This window comes from Kitasatospora sp. NPDC056651 (genome assembly GCF_042792155.1).
Classification (GTDB): domain Bacteria; phylum Actinomycetota; class Actinomycetes; order Streptomycetales; family Streptomycetaceae; genus Kitasatospora.
On the sequence record NZ_JBHTWX010000043.1, the window covers coordinates 34026 to 51196 of the forward strand.

Here is a 17171-nt window from a genome sequence, read left to right on the forward strand (position 1 = left end):
GAACACGGTGGAGAAGACCTTCGCAAGCAGTGCGAACGGGCCGGGCATCGCCCGCGGCGCGGTGGCGGCCCTGGCCGACGAACCGCTGGACTGGCGGTTCAAAGCCGCCCCGCCCACGTCGTGGGGCCGCACCGTGCGGGAGTGGCTCGCCACCGGCCCCACCCTCTCCTCGCTAGGCACCCCGCTGCTCACCCTCGACGGCGCGGCCCTCGACCACAACGTCCGCACCATGGCCGACTGGTGCGCCAAGGCGGGCGTGGCGCTCGCCCCGCACGGCAAGACCACCATGGCACCCGCCCTCTGGCAGGCGCAGCTCGACGCCGGCAGCCACGGCATCACCCTCGCCAACCTGCCCCAGGTGCGGATCGCCCGGGCCTTCGGGGTGCAGCGCGTCCTGCTCGCCAACACCCTGCTCGACCCGGCCGGACTGGCCTGGCTGGCCGACGAGCTCGCCGGTGACCCGGACTTCGCCTTCCTCTCCTGGGTCGACTCCGTGGAGAGCGTGCGGCTGATGGACGAGGCGCTGCGCGCCGCCGGGGCCGAGCGCCGGGTCGAGGTGATGGTCGAACTCGGCGGCCCCGGCGGGCGGACCGGCGCCCGCGGCGTGGACACCGCCGTCGAGGTCGCCGCCGCGGTGCTGCGCGCCCCCACCCTGCGCCTGGCGGGCGTCGGCGGCTACGAGGGCGCGCTCGCCCACGACGCCTCGGCCGAGGGCCTGGCCGCCGTCCGCGGCTACCTCCGGCAGATCGGCGAACTGCACGGCCGGCTCGCGAGTGCCTACCCGGACGGCGCTCGGCCGGTGGTCTCGGCCGGCGGCAGCGCCTACTTCGATCTGGTGGTCGAGGAACTGGCGAACCTGCCGGAGGCCTTCGTGGTGCTGCGCTCGGGGGCCTACATCGCCCACGACGACGGCTTCTACCGGGGCATCTCCCCGCTCTCCCGGGACGGCGGCGAGGCGCCGTTCCGCGGCGCGCTGCACGGCTGGGCCCGGGTGGTCTCCCGGCCCGAGCCGCAGCTCGCCCTGCTCGACGCCGGCAAGCGCGACCTGCCCTTCGACGAGGGCCTGCCCGAGCCACAACGGGTCCGCGGCGGCGCCGAGCTGACCGGCACCGCGGCCCGGATCACCGCGCTCAACGACCAGCACGCCTTCCTGCGCGACGCGGGCGACCTCGCGCCGATCGGCGCGGTGCTGCGGCTGGGCGTCTCGCACCCCTGCACGGCCTTCGACAAGTGGACGGCGATCCCGGTGCTGGACTCCGCGGGCGCGGCGGAACCGAAGGTCACCGGCCTGGTCAGGACGTTCTTCTGATGTCCGGCGAGAGAGCGGCCGCCGAGGGCGGGCAGGGTGCGACGGTCTTCCGCGGCGCGACGGTCGTCGACGGCACCGGCGCGGAGCGCTACCGGGCGGACGTCCGGATCGCCGACGGCCTGATCACCGGGATCGGCCACGGCCTGGCGGCGCCCGAGGTCGTGGACGCCGACGGGCTGGTGCTGGCCCCCGGATTCATCGACATGCACGCCCACTCCGACCTCGCCCTGCTGCGCGAACCCGAGCACCCGGCCAAGGTCACCCAGGGCGTCACCTGCGAGGTCCTCGGTCAGGACGGCCTGTCCTACGCCCCGGTGGACGGCGTCACGCTGCCCGCGCTGCGCCGCCAACTCGCGGGCTGGAACGGCGATCCGGACGACTTCGACTGGGACTGGCGGGATGTCGCCGGCTACCTGGACCGGATCGACCGCACCGGCGTCGCCGTCAACGCCTGCTACCTCGTCCCGCACGGCACGCTGCGGATGCTCGCCATGGGATGGGCCAACCGCCCGCCCACCCCGGCCGAACTCGACCGGATGCGCCAGGTGTTGGCGAAGAGCCTGCTGGACGGCGCGGTCGGCATGTCCAGCGGCCTCAGCTACACCCCCGGGATGTACGCGGACACCGACGAGCTGGTCGAGCTGTGCACGGTCGTCGCGGCCTACGGCGGCTTCCACGCCCCCCACCAACGCTCCTACGGGGCCGGGGCGTTGGAGGGCTACGCGGAGATGGTGGAGATCGCCCGGCGGAGTGGCTGCGCCTTGCACCTGACCCACGCCACGATGAACTTCGGAGTCAACCGGGGCCGGGCCGGCGAGCTGCTGGAACTGCTCGACGAGGCCCTGGCCGACGGCGTCGACCTCACCCTGGACAGCTACCCCTACCTGCCCGGCTCCACCACCCTGGCGGCCCTGCTGCCCAGTTGGGCCACCGAGGGCGGCCCGGCCGCGACGCTCACCCGGCTCGCCGACCCGGCGCAGTGCGCCAGGATCCGCTACGAGGTGGAGGAGAAGGGCAGCGACGGCTGCCACGGCGTCGTCACCGACTGGGCGACGATCCAGATCTCCGGCGTCCGCTCGGACCCGCTCGCCGGCATGGTCGGTCGCACCGTCGCCGAGATCGCGGGCGAGGAGCGGCGGACCGGCACCGAGGTCTTCCTGGACCTGCTGCGCCGGGACGAACTGGGCACCACGATCCTCCAGCACGTCGGGCACGAGGAGAACGTCCGGGCGATCATGCGCCACCGCGCGCACACCGTCGGCAGCGACGGGCTGTTGGTCGGCGCCCGCCCGCACCCGCGGGCCTGGGGCACCTTCCCGCGCTACCTCGGCCACTACAGCCGGGAGTTGGGCGTGCTGACGCTGGAGGAGACGATCGCCCGGATGACCGGTCGCCCCGCCGCCCGGCTGGGACTGGACCGACGCGGCCGGATCGCCCCCGGCCACCACGCCGACCTGGTGCTCCTCGACCCCGACACGGTCCGGGACACCGCCACCTTCGAGGCCCCCCGGCGGCCCGCCGAGGGCATCGAGTACGTGTACGTCAACGGCATCGCCGTCGTCCGGCAGGGTCGTACCACCGGCGCCCGCCCCGGGCGCGCCCTGCGCCGCACCGACCGAGGAACCCTGGCCATATGACCGAGCTCTCCGCCCCGACCGACCTCTCGCCGCTGCGCGACGACCCGGTGATCGCGGTGGTCCGCGCACCGCGGATCCCCGACGCCGCCGCGCTCTGCGCCGCCCTCGCCGAGGGCGGCATCAACCTGACCGAATTCACCTACACCACACCGAATGTGACGGATCATCTGCTCCGCGCCTCGAAGGCCGGCTGGCGGGTCGGCGTCGGGACGGTGCTGACCGCCGAGCAGGCCCGGCGCGGGGTCGACGCCGGGGCGTCCTTCCTGGTCACCCCCGGCTGCCGTCCGGAGGTCGCCGAGGCGGCGGCCGCCGCCGGGGTGCCGGTGGTGCTCGGGGCGCTCACCCCGACCGAGGTCGCGCACGCGGTGGACCTCGGCGCCGCCGCCGTCAAGATCTTCCCGGCCCGGGCGTTCGGACCCGGCTACTTCAAGGACCTGCGCGGCCCGTACCCGGACGTCCCGCTGGTGGCCTCCGGCGGGGTGAACGCGGGCAACGCCGCCGAGTTCCTGGCGCACGGCGCGCTCGCGGTCTGCGCGGGGACGGACGTGGTGCCGCCGGACGTGGTCGCGGCGGGGGACTGGGCGGAGATCACCCGGCGGGCCCGGGCGTTCACGACGGCCTGCGCGGGGGAGGGCGCGTAGCGGCGCCTCCCGGGGGCGTGGCCGGGCGAGGCGGGCGAGGCCGGGTGAGGCGGGCTGTCGGGACGGCCGGGATCCGGCGAGAATCGGGGGCACCCGGCTCGCCCCCGGCCGAGCCCGGCTCGGCTCGGCTCGGCTCCCTCCCCGCCCGGCCAGGCCCGGGCCCGTATCCGGCAGGAGGAACCACCCATGACCTCGACCCGCCCCGGCCCCGACTGGCTCGCCGACGCCGTGCTGTACCAGATCTACCCGCAGTCCTTCGCCGACTCCGACGGCGACGGCATCGGGGACTTCGCCGGCATCACCGAGCACCTGGACCACCTCGCCTGGCTCGGCGTCGACACCGTCTGGCTCAACCCCTGCTTCGCCTCGCCGTTCCGCGACGCCGGGTACGACGTCACCGACTACCTCACCCCCGCCCCGCGCTACGGCACCACCGAGGACCTGGCGGCCCTGGTCGAGGCCGCCCGGGGCAGGGGCATCCGGGTCCTGCTGGACCTGGTCGCCGGGCACACCTCCGACCGCCACCCCTGGTTCCTGGCCTCCGCCGAGGACCCGTCCGACCACCGGTACATCTGGTCCGACCGCCCGGTGGACGGCTTCGTCGCCTCGCCCGGAACCCGCCCCGGCTGGTACCGGCCGAACTTCTTCGACTGTCAGCCCGCCCTCAACTTCGGCTACGCGCAGAGCAGTCCGGCGGAGCCCTGGCGGCAGGCGGTGGACGCGGACGGCCCGCGCGCCAACCGGGCGGCGCTGCGCGGGATCATGGCGCACTGGCTCGGCCTCGGCATCTCCGGCTTCCGGGTGGACATGGCGTACTCACTGGTCAAGGACGACCCGGGCAAGGTGGAGACGGCCAAGCTCTGGACCGGACTGCGCGACTGGCTGGACCGCACCCACCCCGAGGCCGCCCTGCTCGCCGAGTGGGGCGACCCGGCCGCCGCCGTCGCGGCCGGCTTCCACGCTGACTTCTTCCTGCACTTCGGCGGCGCGGACCACGGCCTTCCGCTGAGGTCCCTGTGGAACAACAACGGCGGGACGGTTGAGGATTTCTGGCACCAGGAGGCCTGCTACTTCGAGGCCGAGGGCCGGGGCACCCCGCAGCCCTTCCTGGACGCCTGGCGCTCCGCCGCGGAGCTCATCGAGGGCAGCGGGCAGATCGTGCTGCCCACCGCCAACCACGATTTCTCCCGGCTGGCCACCGGCCCGCGCACCGCCGGGCAACTCGCCCCGGCCTTCGCGTTCCTGCTCACCTGGCCCACCCTCCCGGCCGTCTACTACGGCGACGAGATCGGCATGCGCTACCTGCCGGGCCTGCCCGACACCGAGGGCAGCGTGCTCGGCCCGAGGTTCAACCGGGCCGGCTCGCGCACCCCGATGCAGTGGACGCCCGGCCCCACCGCCGGCTTCTCCAGCGCGCCGCCCGAGCGGCTGTACCTGCCGGTGGACCCGGACCCGCGCCGCCCGGACGTGCTCTCCCAGCGGGCCGACCCGACCTCGCTGCTGCACGCCGTCCGGCGGCTGATCGCGCTGCGCCGGGCGCACCCGGGGCTGGGATCGGCCGGCGGCGTGGAGGTCCGGCACGCCGGGTACCCGCTGGTGTACACCCGGGCCGGGCGGTACCTGGTGGCGGTCAATCCGTGCCGGGAGCCGGCCTCCGTCCGGCTGTCGGACCTGCCGGGGGAGGGCGGGGCGCCGGAGGGCTTCCGTCCGGCGGACGGCTTCCGGCCGCTGGAGGTGCGGGGCGTGCGGGTCGCGGACGGGGAACTGCGGGCGGACGGGTTCTCCTACGGGGTGTTCGAGCTGCGCTGAGCGCGGGGAGGGAGCCGGGCCGCGGCCGGTCCGGCTTCCGATCGATGCCGGATGGTTGTAAGCTACATCGATAGATCGTTGCATTTGCCACCTGTATTGGTTGCATTTGCCACCTTCTCGCGCGAATCGAGAGACATCACCGGAGGACGGTACGAACCCCATGAGCACACCCCGGAACCCTGCCGCAGCGCCCGCCCTGGGACACTCGCTCAAGCACCTGGCCATCCACCTGATCACTCCGCTGCTGATGTGCCTGGGCATGGCGCTCGCCTACCAGGGCGCCTTCCACCAGCCGGAGCCGCACCACCTCAGGGTGGCCGTGGTGGGAACCACGCCGCAGGCCCACGGCCTGGCGCAGGCGATCCAGGGCAAGGCCGGGGACGCGCTCGACGTCCGCACCGTGGACGACCGGGCCGCCGCCGAGCAGCAGCTGCGCGACCGGGACCTGGTGGGCGCCTTCGTCCCGGACGCCAGGAGCCCCGAGCTGATCGTCGCCAAGGGGAACTCGGAGACCTCGGTGGTGGCGGCCACGGCGGTGTTCACCGACGTCACCGACCAGCAGGGCGTGCCGCTGCACGTCACCGACCTGACCACCCCCGCCGAGGGCGACCCGACCGGCCAGGGCCTGTTCTTCCTGCTGGTGGCGCTGAGCATCGGCTCGTACGCGAGCGTCGCGGTGATCGGCGCGGCCGGCGCGGCGCTGAGCGTCACCGTCCGGGCGCTGGTCGGGGTGGCGGTCTCGCTGGCCGTCAGCGTGATCGGGATCGTCACCGCCGGGCCGGTCTTCCACGTGGTCGACCACCAGTACGCCGCGATCTGGGCACTCGGCTGGCTCTACTCGGCGGGCATCGTGCTGATCGGCATCGGCCTGCACAGCTTCCTGAAGAAGTGGACCACGCTGGCCCTGATGGTGCTGTTCGTGATGTTGAACTTCACCTCCTCCGGAGGCATCTACCAACCGGAGCTGCAGAACGGGTTCTTCGGCGCCCTGCACGGCTTCTGGACCGGCGCCGGCTACCTGGAGGGAGCGCGCGGCATCCTGTACTTCGATGGCGGCGCGGGCCTCGGCGGGCACCTGGTGACCCTGCTGGTCTGGCTGCTGCTCGGCGGGGCGGCCCTGGTGGCCGCGGCGCTGTACGAGGGCCGCGGGCGCCGTCCGGTGGAGACCCCGCAGGAGGCCGAGGAGGAGATGGAGGAGGCGGTCGCGGTCTGACCGCGCTCCTCGGACGGGCCCCACGAGAGGCTCCACGACAGGCTCCACCCGGGGCCACGGGCATCGGCGCCGGGTGGGGATCGGCGGCCCGCGCCCGGCTCTGGACAAGCCGGACGCGGGCCTCGCCCACTCGCTCCCGCGCCCACTCACTCACGCACGGGCTCGCCCACGGGCTCACGCACGGACTCACCGGTAGGCGGCCTGCCCGGTGAGCGCCTGGCCGACCACCAGCGTGTGGATCTCGCTGGTGCCCTCGTAGGTCAGCACCGACTCCAGGTTGTTGGCGTGCCGGATCGGCGAGTACTCCAGCGAGATGCCGTTGGCCCCGAGGACCGTCCGGCACTCGCGGGCGATCGCCAGCGCCTCGCGCACGTTGTTGAGCTTGCCGACGCTGACCTGCTCCGCCCGCAGCCGCCCGCCGTCCTTGAGCCGGCCGAGGTGGACGGCCAGCAGCGCGGAGTTGCCGAGCGCGAGCGCCATGTCGGCGAACTTGCGCTGGGTCAGCTGGAATCCGCTGATCGGCCGGTCGAACTGGACCCGCGAGTCCGCGTACCGCAGCGCCGCCTGGAGCGAGTCCCGGGCGGCGCCGACCGCGCCGAACAGGATGCCGAACCGCGCCTCGTTCAGGCAGGACAGCGGGCCGCGCAGCCCCTTCGCCTCCGGCAGCCGCGCCTCGGCGGGCAGCCGGACGCCCTCCAGGTGCAGCTCGGAGGTGACCGAGGCGCGCAGCGACAGCTTCCGCTCGATGTCGCGGGTGGTGAAGCCGGGCGTGCCGCGCGGGACCAGGAAGCCGCGCACGCCGTCCTCGGTGTTCGCCCAGACGGTGGCGACGTCCGCGATGCCGCCGTTGGTGATCCACATCTTGGTGCCGTCGAGGATCCAGTCCGAGCCGTCGCGCACCGCGCGGGTGCGCATCCCGGCCGGGTTGCTGCCGAAATCCGGTTCGGTGAGCCCGAAGCAGCCGATCGCCGTGCCGGCGGCGAGTCCGGGCAGCCACTCCTGCTTCTGCTCCTCCGAGCCCCACCGGTGGATCGAGTACATCGAGAGCGAGCCCTGGACGGAGACGAAGCTGCGGAATCCGGAGTCGGCGGCCTCCAGTTCGAGGCAGGCCAGGCCGTAGGAGACGGCGTTGGTGCCGGCGCAGCCGTAGCCCTCCAGATGCATGCCGAGCAGGCCCAGCGCGCCGAGCTCGGGGGCGAGTTCGCGGGCGAAGTGGGCGTTGTCGAACCACTCCGGCAGGTGCGGGCGGACCCGGTCGGCGAGGAAGCGGGCGACGGTGGCCTGGATCTCGCGCTCCTCGTCGGTGAGCAGGGTGGCGAAGTCGATCAGGTCGAGCGGGTCGGACATGGCGGTGCCGGTGCCGTGGGCGGTGCTCATGGGCGGTCCTCGGGGTCCTTGTCGTGCGGAATCCCGGTCTGCGGGTTCCGGTTGTGCGGGTTTCGGCCGTGGCTGTTCCGGTCGTGGGTGTTCCGGTCATGGGTGTTCCGGCCGTGGGTGGGCGGGTCGTACGGGGTGTCCAGCCAGGCGGTGAGTTCGGCGGTGTGCTCGCCGAGCCGGGGCGGGGGCAGGTGGTAGCGCGGCGGGGTGCGGGAGAGGCCGATCGGGTTGGCGACCAGGTCCAGGGGGCGGCCGTCCGGACCGGGCAGCGGCGCCCGGGGGCGCAGGCCGAGCGAGTCGGCGAGGTCGAATGCCTCGGCCAGGTCGTTGACCGGGCCGCAGGGCACGCCGAGCGGGGTGAGTACCGCGAACCACTCGGCGGCGGTGCGGCGTTCGAGCCGGGCGGTGAGCGCGCGGGCCAGCGCGTCCACGTGCGCGACCCGGTCGGAGTTGGTGGCGAAGCGCGGGTCGGCAGCGAGTTCGGGGGCGCCCACGCCCCGACAGAGCGCGGCGAACTGCCGGTCGTTGCCGACCGCCAGGACCAGCGGGCGGTCGGCGGCGGTGAACACCTCGTACGGCGCGATGGACGGGTGGCGGTTGCCGAGGATGCCCGGCACGGCGCCGGCCAGGGTGTAGCCGGCGGACTGGTTGACCAGGCCGGAGAGCAGCGTGGAGAGCAGGTTCAGCTCCACCAGCTGGCCCCGGCCGGTGGTCTCGCGCTCGCGCAGCGCGGCCAGCACGCCGACCGCCGCGTGCAGCCCGGTCAGCACGTCGACCAGCGCGACGCCGGCCTTCACCGGCTCGCCGGGCGCCGGGCCGGTCACGGACATCAGGCCTCCGACGGCCTGCACCAGCAGGTCGTAGCCGGGCAGTTCGGCGCCCCGGCCGGAGCCGAAGCCGGTGATCGAGCAGTAGACCAGCCGCGGGTTGAGGTCCTGGGCGCTCTCCGGGCCGAGCCCGTGGCGGGCCATCGTGCCGGGGCGGAAGTTCTCCACCAGCACGTCGGCCCGGCGGACGAGTTCGACGGCGCGGGCGTGGTCGGCCGGGTCGCGCAGGTCGAGGGTGAGGGAGCGCTTGTTGCGGTTGACGGAAAGGAAGTAGGTGGCCTCGCCCTGGGCGTGCGGCGGGCCCCAGGCCCGGGTGTCGTCGCCGGTGCCGGGCTGCTCGACCTTGATCACGTCGGCGCCGAGGTCGGCCAGCAGCATGGTCAGGTAGGGCGCGGCGAGGACCCGGCCGAAGTCGGCGACCAGGACGCCGTCGAGGGGGAGGCTCATGCGTCCGCTCCCCGTCCGGTCGCGTCGCCGGAGGTCGGGTTGCCGGAGGTCGCGTCGCCGGAGGGCGCGTCGCCGCGCAGGTGCGGGCGGGCCACCAGCAGGTAGAGGCCGCCGGCCGCGAGCACGACCACCGCCGAGAGCAGCACCAGGTAGTTGTCGTACCAGGCGGCGTCCGGGGTGCGGCCCCAGCAGATGTTGACGATCGCGGCGACGCCGTAGACCAGCGCTCCGGTGTTCACCGCCAGGCCCCAGCGGCCGAGCCGGAAGTCCCCGCTCGGGCGCCAGCCGCGCAGCCGGGCCCGCAGGGCGGCCAGCACCACCATCTGGAAGGCCAGGTAGATGCCGATGCTGGAGAAGGAGATGATCTTCGTGAGCGCTCCCTCGGAGAGCGCCGAGGCACCCACGATGATCACGCCGGGCAGCGCCGCGGCGAGCAGCAGCGCGTACGGCGGCACCCGCAGCCGGCCCGAGACGGTGGCCAGCAACCGGCTGCCGACGATCATCCGGTCCCGGGCGAAGGAGTACGCGAGCCGGCCGGCCGCGGCCTGGAGGCTCAGCACGCAGGACAGGAAGGAGATCAGCACCACGCCGATCACCACCCGGGCGCCGGCCGCGCCGAAGGCGTCGTGCAGCACCTTGGCCACCGGGTCCTTGTCGTCGCCGGAGACCACCGCGCCGATGTCCTGGATCGACATCACCAGGGCCAGGCTGACGCCGATCGCGGCCGCGCCGCCGACGTAGATGGTGCGCCGCATCGACTTGGGGATCTGCCGACCGGGATCGGGCACCTCCTCGGCGACGTCGCCGCAGGCCTCGAAGCCGAAGAACAGGAAGACCGCGATCAGCCCGGCGGCCAGGAAGGCGTCGGTGTAGCTGCCGTCGCCGCCCGCGCCGAAGCGGTCGAAGACCACGCCGAGGCCGTGGTACCGGTGCGTCAGCAGCAGCCAGGCGCCGACCGCCAGGGCGCCGAGCAGCTCGGCGGCGAAGCCGAACATCGCCGCCGCCGACAGCACCCGGGTGCCGCCGAGGTTGATCACGGTGGCGAGGGCCAGCAGGCCGAGCGCGCACCAGACGGTGGTCGCGGTGCTCGGCTCGACGCCCAGCAGGACGGCCACGTACGGGCCGGCGCCGTAGGAGACCGCCGCGATGGTGGACATCAGGGCCAGCAGGTAGACCCAGCCGGTCAGCCAGCCCCAGGTGCGGCCCCAGAGCCGGCGCGCCCACGGGTACACCCCGCCGGCCACCGGGTACTGGGCGACCACCTCGCTGAACACCAGGGCCACCAGCAGCTGGCCGAGGCCCGCGATCAGGAAGCTCCAGAGCATCGGTGGCCCGGCGGTCCGCAGGGAGGTGGCGAAGAGGGTGTACACACCGACGACGGGGGAGAGATAGGTGAAGCCGAGCGAGAAGTTCGCCCACAGGCTCATGTCGCGCTTGAACTCGGAGGTGTAGCCGAGGGCGGCCAGCCGTTCGGCGTCCGGGTCGGGGGAGTGGATTGTGGCACGTGTACTGGCATCGGTCATGACCAGCTCCTGGGAACGTGTCGTGATGCGTGGGGAGTGCTACGGGGGTTGACGCTCGGGCCGAGGTTGCGGGAAAACATACGAGATTGAGTTTCTAGCGGCAAGGGTGCGCGCTCGACCGGAGGTAGCCTGCGGGAGACATCCGGCCGGACGGAGATCCGGCGACAGCGATCGGGGAGGGGGCGGCGTGACGACCATCGGCAGTGCGACCCCGCTGCTCAGTGCCGTGCTCGCCCCGCTGACCGACCTCGGGCGCGCCGACGCGGTGGCCCGCCGGATCACCGAGGCGATCGCCCTCGGACTGGTCGGCGACGGGGACCAGCTGCCCAGCGAGAACGACCTCGCCGACCAGCTCGGCGTCGCCAACGGCACCGTCCGCGAGGCGCTCGCGCTGCTCCGCGAGGCCGGGCTGATCGAGACCAGGCGCGGTCGCAACGGCGGGAGCTTCGTCCGTACCCCGGCGGAGGGCTCGGAACGCCTCCAGCTCGCCCGGCTGGGCGACCTCGCCACCGTGGACCTGCGCGACCTCGGCGACGAGGAGCTGGCCGTCTTCGGCACCGCCGCCCGGCTGGCCGCGGAACGCGCCCCCACCGACCTCGGGCCCCGGCTCACCCGGCTGGTGCACGAACTGCGCGACGCCACCGGGCCGGCCGAGCAGCGCCGCGCCGACGCCCGCTTCCACATCGAACTCGCCGTCGCCGCGCAGTCGGTGCGGCTCACCCAGCTCGCCGTCCGGCTCCAGGCCGAACTCGGCCCGCTGCTCTGGCTGCCCGCCCCGTACGGGCCGGATCAGGAGCGCTTCGCCGAGCAGCACCGGGAGATCCTGGTCGCCGTGCTGGCCGGTGACGCGGCCGGCGCCCGGGCCGCCGCGGAGGCGCACGCGGTGGCCTGCGTGCACCACCTGGTCCGGCGGCACCTGGAGTTGGCGGACGACGGCTGAGCCGGGGTCGTGCCGTCGTTCCCGGAACCCTCCCTCGCCGCCGGAGCCGTCATGACCAGCACGTCCAGTCCCACCCTGTCAGCGGCTCCCGAGCCCGCGGTTCTCGAGTCCGCAGGCGCCGGGCCGGCAGCTCTCGGGCCCGCAGCTCTCGGGCCGGTGGCTCGTGAGCCCGACGCCGCCGGTTCGGCCGCCGTCGAGCGGTGCGCCAGGCGGCTCGCCGCCGTCGTCGACTCGGTGCTCGCCGAGCTGGACGGGCTGCGGGCGGCCGCCGCCGACTGTTGGACCCGGGCGGCCGCCGAGGGGCGCCGGCCCGCCGCCGGTGAACTCGCCGCGGTCCACGGGCCGGTGAGCGAGCTGCTGGCCCGGCCGGGCTCGCGCTGGTTCGGCTGCGGCGCGGTCGCGGCGCCCGGCGCGCTCGCCGACGCCGAGCTGCACGTGGAGTGGTGGTACCGCGGCGCGCGCGGCGCCGGGGAGCGGCGGCTGCGGCTCGCGCTCGACCCGGCGGACGCCGAGTTCTACGACTACCGGGTGCTGCCCTGGTTCGCCCGGCCCCGGGACGAGGGGCGGCCCGCGGTGGCCGGGCCGCAGGTGGACCTGCTCTGCGCCGACCGGTACGTGCTGTGCTGCGCCCGGCCGGTGACCGTCCCGGGCGCGGGCTTCGTCGGGGTGGCGGCCGGGGACGTCCCGCTGGCCGCGCTGGAACGGCTGCTGGTGCCGCCGCTGCGGGCGCTGCCCGGTGAGGCCGCGCTGCTCGACGGCGAGGGGCGGGTGCTGGCCGCCACCACCCCGGCCCTGCCGGTGGGTTCGCTGGCGCGCGGGCTGCTGGCGGACCCGGCGGCCGGGCGGGCCGCGGTGCCGTCGGCGGCGGTGGACTGGACCGTGGTGCGCGGCTGAGAGCGGCAGCCGGACGGGCTTATGACCTTCATTTGTGAAGGTATTAATCGTTCCGCTTCCGGCGACCGGGCGGGGTGGTGAAGCAGCAGTCCCCGCAGAGTCCGGCGCCCGGCCCCACCCGGTAGTACAGGCAGCAGCTGGTGCGCCGGAACACCGTGCCGCGCGGACCGGTGCGCAGGGTGCCGGATCCGGCCAGCGGCGGACGGCCGAGCAGCTCCACGGCCAACGCCCGTGCGGCGCCCGGCGCATGGGCGTCCAGCACCCGAAGCGTACCGGCCAGCGCGGACGCGGTGTTGCCCAGGAGCAGGCGCGAGGAGAGCGGGGCGGCAGCCCGTACGGCGGCCGCCAGCGGCTCCAACCGGCCCAGCAGGACGGCCTGGTGGAGCTGGTCGGCGAGGGTCCCGGCGGCCGGACGGGCGGGCTCGGCCGGGCTCCACAGATCGATCGGGCCCTGATCCGGAATCCGCACCCAGGCGTCCTCCAACGTCGGGACCGTCCCCAGCAGGACGGCCGAACCGAGCCCCACCGACCAGAAGCGGGCGGCCAGCCCCAGGTGGAGGATCGAGGCGGCGACCCGGGGCTCCCCGGTGCCGAGCCGCCGCGCCACCACTCGCAGCCGGGCCGCCAGCGGGGCGTCCGGCCCGGTGCCGTGGAGCTCGGCCAGCGGCCGGAAGCCTTCGGGCGGTCGCCCGGCCCGCCCGGCCGGGGAGGTGTCCAGCGCGAAGTACGGCCCGACGGCGGCGAGTCGGGCGTAGTCGGGCGGCCGGCGATCGGCCCCGGTGTTCAACGGCCTTCCCCTGTACGGTCGTTGAACCCCGGTACGGCTGGTGGGGGGATGGTCGGAAGGTCGGGGGACAACGGGGCCTCCAGGTCGTCGGGCGCGGGGTGGCGGCACGCGGCCCCAGCCGTCGCAGGAGAGGCCTCGGTGGGCCCAACCGGCGCAACCGGCGTAACCGGCGTAACCGGCCCAACCGGCGCGGTCGGTCCGGTCGGTCGGGCCGGTTCCGGTCCGGTCCGGTCGGTCGGGGGTCAGCCGCGCACGGAGAAGTCGCCACCGGTCGTGCGGATGAACGGTACCGTGCCCTGGCAGTCCGACACCGGCTGGCCGAACACGCCCCAGACCCAGCCCATCCGGTCCCCGCCCCGTCCGTTGTCCTCCAACGAGATCGAGACCTTCTGTCCGGCCGGCTCCACGCCCGGGAACCACGGCGCCTCGCCCTTGGTGACCACCCCGGTGACGCGCCGCTCCCTCCCGAGGAGGAGGGCGTCCTCCCCCGGGGGAGCTGCCCGTAGGCTCGGCCGGGTGCGCACCGACTCTCCCTCCGCCCGCCCCGGTCCCACGCGGCCGCGATCGGTCCTGATCCGCCGACAGCTCGCCGTCGTCTCCGTGCTCGTCGTACTGGCTCCGATCCTGCTGGCGCGGCCGGACGCCCGCGCCGCCGCCCTGCTGCTCGCCCTGACCGCCGCGCTCGCCGCGGCGGCGGCGACGCTGCCCTGGCCCGCCGGGCGGATCACGCTCGGCACGGTCGGCGCGGTGGTGACCGTGGCCTCGCTGCTGGTCGACCTGCTCTACTCCGGGCCGTTCCGGCTGCCCGCGTTCTGGCTGCCCTTCGAGTGGCTCGCCCTGCTCGGGCTGCTGTTCCGCGCCGTCCGCCGGCTGCCCGACCGCTGGGTCGGGCCGGTCGGCGCCCTGCTCGGGCTGGCAGTGCTGGTGCTGCCACTGCGGTTCGCCCTGCGGGTCCCCCAGGGCGGCGCGGCCTGGCCGGTGGCCGGGATGCTGCTCTCGCTGCTGCCGGTGCTCGCCGTCGCGGGGGCGGCCCTCTACCTGCGCATCCTCGACGTCCGCCGGGAGCGGGCGGTGGACCGGGCCCGGCGCGAGCAGCGGCTCGAAGTGGCCCGGGGGCTGCACGACTTCGTGGCCCATGAGGTCACCGGCATCGTGCTGGAGGCCCAGGCCGGCCAACTCCCCGGCCAGGAGCCGGAGGAGACCGCCGCCCTGCTGCGCCGCCTGGAGGAGGCCGGGCTGCGGGCACTGGACTCGATGGACGAGATGGTCGGTGCCCTGCGGGAACCGGGCGGCCAGGCCGGCGGCACCGGGCAGGACGAGCGGGCCTCCGCGGCGACCACCCGGCGGCAGGGCCTGGCCGATCTGCCCGAACTGGTCGCCCGCTTCGGTGCCACGGGCAGTCTGCGCGCCACCGCGGACCTGGCCCCCGACACCGCCGGGCGGCTCTCCGCCGAGGCCGAGGCGACCGCCTACGCCATCGTCCTGGAGGCCCTCACCAACATCCGCCGGCACGCCCCGAAGGCCACCGAGGTGACCGTCCGGGTCGCCCCCGGTGAGGCCGGCGCGGTCGAGCTGACCGTCACCGACGACGCCGGCGGCCCGGCCGGCACGCCACTGCTGCGTCGTCGCCCCGGAGCCGGTGGCACCGGCCTGGCCGGTCTCACCGCCCGCGCCGCCGCCCACGGGGGCTCGCTGACCGCCGGCCCCGGCACGCCCGCGGGCTGGCGGGTCAGCTGCTCGCTGCCGGGGCGCTGAGGCATGGTGTCCGGCGGCGCCGGCCCGGCCGGCCGGTGCCGCTCCTCGGGCGTGCCGAGGGTCAGCGGCCCTGGCTGTTTCCGCCCTGTCCGTTGCCGCCCTGGTTGTTTCCGCCCTGTCCGTTTCCGCCATGGCTGTTGCCGCCGCCGCGGGCACCGCGGGGGCGGGTCAGGGTGAAACGGTCGACCGGGACGAGGTCCCCGTACGGGCCGCTGACGGGGTAGTACGTGACGCCGATGGTGGTCTGGCCGTTGCGGCCGCCCGGGTCGACGTCGAAGGACGCGAAGCCGTACGGGTTGTCGGCGTCCCGGAAGGCGGACCAGGGGGCGTCCTCGATCACGTACACCGGCGGGCGCTTGCCGGTGGCCGGGTCGACGGCGCCGACACCGGTGATCACCCGGGCCTTGGCGGGACTGAAGAAGAGCTGGTTGGACGGGGCCGAGGTGCCGCCACCGCCGATGACCATGTGGACGGTGCCCTTGGTCGTGTCGATGGTCGTGGTGTCGGTGGAGACCGGGACCGGCGTGCGGGTGTCGGTCGGCTGCTGGCCGCGGATCGGGTGCGAGCGCTCGTAGTGGTGCTCGTGGCCGCAGACCACCAGGTCCACGCCGTACTTGTCGAACAGCGGCACCCAGGCCTCACGGACGCCGAGGTCGGCGCCGTTGAACTTGTCGGCGGTGGAGATCACCACCTGGTGCATGCAGACCACGATCCAGTCGATCCCCGGGTCCGCGTTGGCGGCGATCAACTCCCGCTCCAGCCAGCGCTTCTGAGCGCCACCGGAGTAGCCGTGGACGTAGCTGTTGCCGCCGTCCTGGTAGGCCACGTCGTCGTTGTTGAGGCTGATCACTCGCACCGAGCCGGCCGTGAACGAGTACCACAGGCCGCTGGTCTCCGCGTCGGAGCGGGCGTCCGGCAGCTCGAAGTACGCCTGGTAGGCGCCGAAGCCGATCGGGCCGTTGCCCTTCTCGTTCTCGTGGTTGCCGGCCGCGGGCATCCAGGGGCGGTGGCGGGCCGAGCGGCTGTTGTTCTCGAACCAGTCGGACCAGGTGCGGACCCGGTCGGTGGCGATGTTGGCGTAGCAGAGGTCGCCGTTGAGCAGGTGGAACAGCGGGGCGATCCGCTCGACCCCGGCGGTGGTGTCGCCGGCGGCGGGGCTGCCGAGGTTGTCGTTCACGTAGCCGTTGGCGGTCTTCTTGCCGAGGGTGGGGGTGCCCTGGTCGCCGAAGCTGGTGAAGGTGAAGGCGGCGCGGCCGCGCGGGGCGGTGCGGACGGTGCCGAGCTCGGGGGTGGTGCCGTCGTGGACGGCGGCGTAGACGTAGTCCGTGTCGGCGTGCAGGCCGGTCAGCCGGGCGTGGTGCGCCTGGACCTCGGTGCCGGAGGCGGCGTCCCGGTAGGTGCGGGTCGCGGCCTGCGCCGTCCGGCCGAAGCCGCTGTTCGAAGTCCCGTACATCACCCGCGGGTTGGCGACGGACCTGGTGGTGTGCCAGGAGACCACCACCTCGCGCGAGGCGTCCGAGCCGAACTGGAGGTGCAGACCGGCCACGCGAGGTGCGCCGGAGCGGCCCGGCCGTTGCCAGAGCACCGGGGAGGCGGCGGCGGGGGTGGCCGACAGGCCGGAGAGGGAGACGGCGCCGCCGAGGCCGACGCCGGTCGCACCGGCCAGGAGTCCGCGCCTGCTGACGGGGAGACGTCCACTGGAATGGTTCATGGCGGCCAGCTCACCGGACGAAGGTGAACCGTGCCGGGTCCGCCGCGTGAACTTTCCCGCCTGGTGGCGCGGTCGGCAGGTCAGCAGGTCGCCAGGTCGCCAGGCCACGGGCTCACGGGTCCACGGGTCTGCGGTCTCACGGTCTCGCGGGCGGGACACGGGAACGCGTCCACGGAACCGAGGGGATGCTCCGTGGACGCGCGGAACCCGTGAGGCTGGGGTGGCCTCCGGACGTGGTGTCCTCCGGCCGGTAGTTCGATCGTCGACCGAGGTAGTGCCCAGCGGCAGACCCTGATCCGTC

14 protein-coding genes are annotated in these 17171 nt (G+C 74.6%); 8 read left to right on the forward strand and 6 right to left on the reverse strand.

Features of this window, described 5'->3' with window-relative positions; all coding sequences use genetic code 11:
• The first annotated feature begins 7 nt into the window (after positions 1-7).
• From ACFRAR_RS18600 to ACFRAR_RS18620, 5 genes are all read left to right on the forward strand, one after another.
• The gene (locus ACFRAR_RS18600) at positions 8-1309 is read left to right on the forward strand and encodes an alanine racemase (protein ID WP_380699164.1); all 1302 of its coding nucleotides are present in this window, start codon (positions 8-10) and stop codon (positions 1307-1309) included.
• Positions 1309-2946: an amidohydrolase family protein gene (locus tag ACFRAR_RS18605; RefSeq protein ID WP_380699165.1), complete on the forward strand. Its 1638-nt coding sequence runs from the start codon at positions 1309-1311 to the stop codon at positions 2944-2946. The genes ACFRAR_RS18600 and ACFRAR_RS18605 overlap by 1 nt, the downstream gene beginning before the upstream one ends.
• Complete coding sequence (locus ACFRAR_RS18610; protein ID WP_380699166.1) at positions 2943-3587, forward strand: bifunctional 4-hydroxy-2-oxoglutarate aldolase/2-dehydro-3-deoxy-phosphogluconate aldolase; 645 nt, start codon at positions 2943-2945, stop codon at positions 3585-3587. The genes ACFRAR_RS18605 and ACFRAR_RS18610 overlap by 4 nt, the downstream gene beginning before the upstream one ends.
• Positions 3588-3773: 186 nt before the next feature.
• Positions 3774-5396, forward strand: coding sequence for an alpha-amylase family glycosyl hydrolase (locus ACFRAR_RS18615; protein WP_380699167.1), 1623 nt, complete (start codon positions 3774-3776; stop codon positions 5394-5396).
• A 160-nt stretch (positions 5397-5556) separates the two neighbouring features.
• Complete coding sequence (locus tag ACFRAR_RS18620; RefSeq protein WP_380699168.1) at positions 5557-6609, forward strand: hypothetical protein; 1053 nt, start codon at positions 5557-5559, stop codon at positions 6607-6609.
• Between the two features lie 186 nt (positions 6610-6795).
• Here the strand turns inward: ACFRAR_RS18620 and ACFRAR_RS18625 are convergent, their stop codons facing one another.
• The 3 genes from ACFRAR_RS18625 to ACFRAR_RS18635 are packed head-to-tail and all read right to left on the reverse strand — an operon-like array spanning position 6796 to position 10783.
• Positions 6796-7986, reverse strand: a complete 1191-nt coding sequence (locus tag ACFRAR_RS18625; RefSeq protein ID WP_380699169.1) for an acyl-CoA dehydrogenase family protein — start codon at positions 7984-7986, stop codon at positions 6796-6798.
• Positions 7983-9260, reverse strand: coding sequence for a CaiB/BaiF CoA transferase family protein (locus ACFRAR_RS18630; protein WP_380699170.1), 1278 nt, complete (start codon positions 9258-9260; stop codon positions 7983-7985). The genes ACFRAR_RS18625 and ACFRAR_RS18630 overlap by 4 nt, the downstream gene beginning before the upstream one ends.
• Complete coding sequence (locus tag ACFRAR_RS18635; protein WP_380699171.1) at positions 9257-10783, reverse strand: APC family permease; 1527 nt, start codon at positions 10781-10783, stop codon at positions 9257-9259. The genes ACFRAR_RS18630 and ACFRAR_RS18635 overlap by 4 nt, the downstream gene beginning before the upstream one ends.
• 187 nt (positions 10784-10970) lie before the next feature.
• Here ACFRAR_RS18635 and ACFRAR_RS18640 point away from each other — a divergent pair, with 187 nt between their 5' ends.
• The gene (locus ACFRAR_RS18640; RefSeq protein WP_380699172.1) at positions 10971-11723 is read left to right on the forward strand and encodes a FadR/GntR family transcriptional regulator; all 753 of its coding nucleotides are present in this window, start codon (positions 10971-10973) and stop codon (positions 11721-11723) included.
• A gap of 156 nt (positions 11724-11879) precedes the next feature.
• Positions 11880-12617, forward strand: coding sequence for a cache domain-containing protein (locus tag ACFRAR_RS18645; protein ID WP_380699173.1), 738 nt, complete (start codon positions 11880-11882; stop codon positions 12615-12617).
• A 43-nt stretch (positions 12618-12660) separates the two neighbouring features.
• Here the strand turns inward: ACFRAR_RS18645 and ACFRAR_RS18650 are convergent, their stop codons facing one another.
• Together ACFRAR_RS18650 and ACFRAR_RS18655 are read right to left on the reverse strand one after the other, a co-directional pair.
• The gene (locus ACFRAR_RS18650) at positions 12661-13404 is read right to left on the reverse strand and encodes a (2Fe-2S)-binding protein (protein ID WP_380699174.1); all 744 of its coding nucleotides are present in this window, start codon (positions 13402-13404) and stop codon (positions 12661-12663) included.
• A gap of 242 nt (positions 13405-13646) precedes the next feature.
• Positions 13647-13928, reverse strand: coding sequence for a hypothetical protein (locus tag ACFRAR_RS18655; protein ID WP_380699175.1), 282 nt, complete (start codon positions 13926-13928; stop codon positions 13647-13649).
• On the opposite strand from ACFRAR_RS18655, the gene ACFRAR_RS18660 reads away from it, so the two are divergent.
• Positions 13921-15159 (forward strand): sensor histidine kinase, encoded by a 1239-nt coding sequence (locus tag ACFRAR_RS18660; RefSeq protein WP_380699176.1) that lies wholly within the window; start codon positions 13921-13923, stop codon positions 15157-15159. The two genes, ACFRAR_RS18655 and ACFRAR_RS18660, sit on opposite strands and share 8 nt — an antisense overlap.
• A gap of 61 nt (positions 15160-15220) precedes the next feature.
• Here ACFRAR_RS18660 and ACFRAR_RS18665 read toward each other — a convergent pair whose 3' ends face one another.
• The gene (locus ACFRAR_RS18665) at positions 15221-16870 is read right to left on the reverse strand and encodes a purple acid phosphatase family protein (protein WP_380699177.1); all 1650 of its coding nucleotides are present in this window, start codon (positions 16868-16870) and stop codon (positions 15221-15223) included.
• Positions 16871-17171 lie beyond the last annotated feature (301 nt).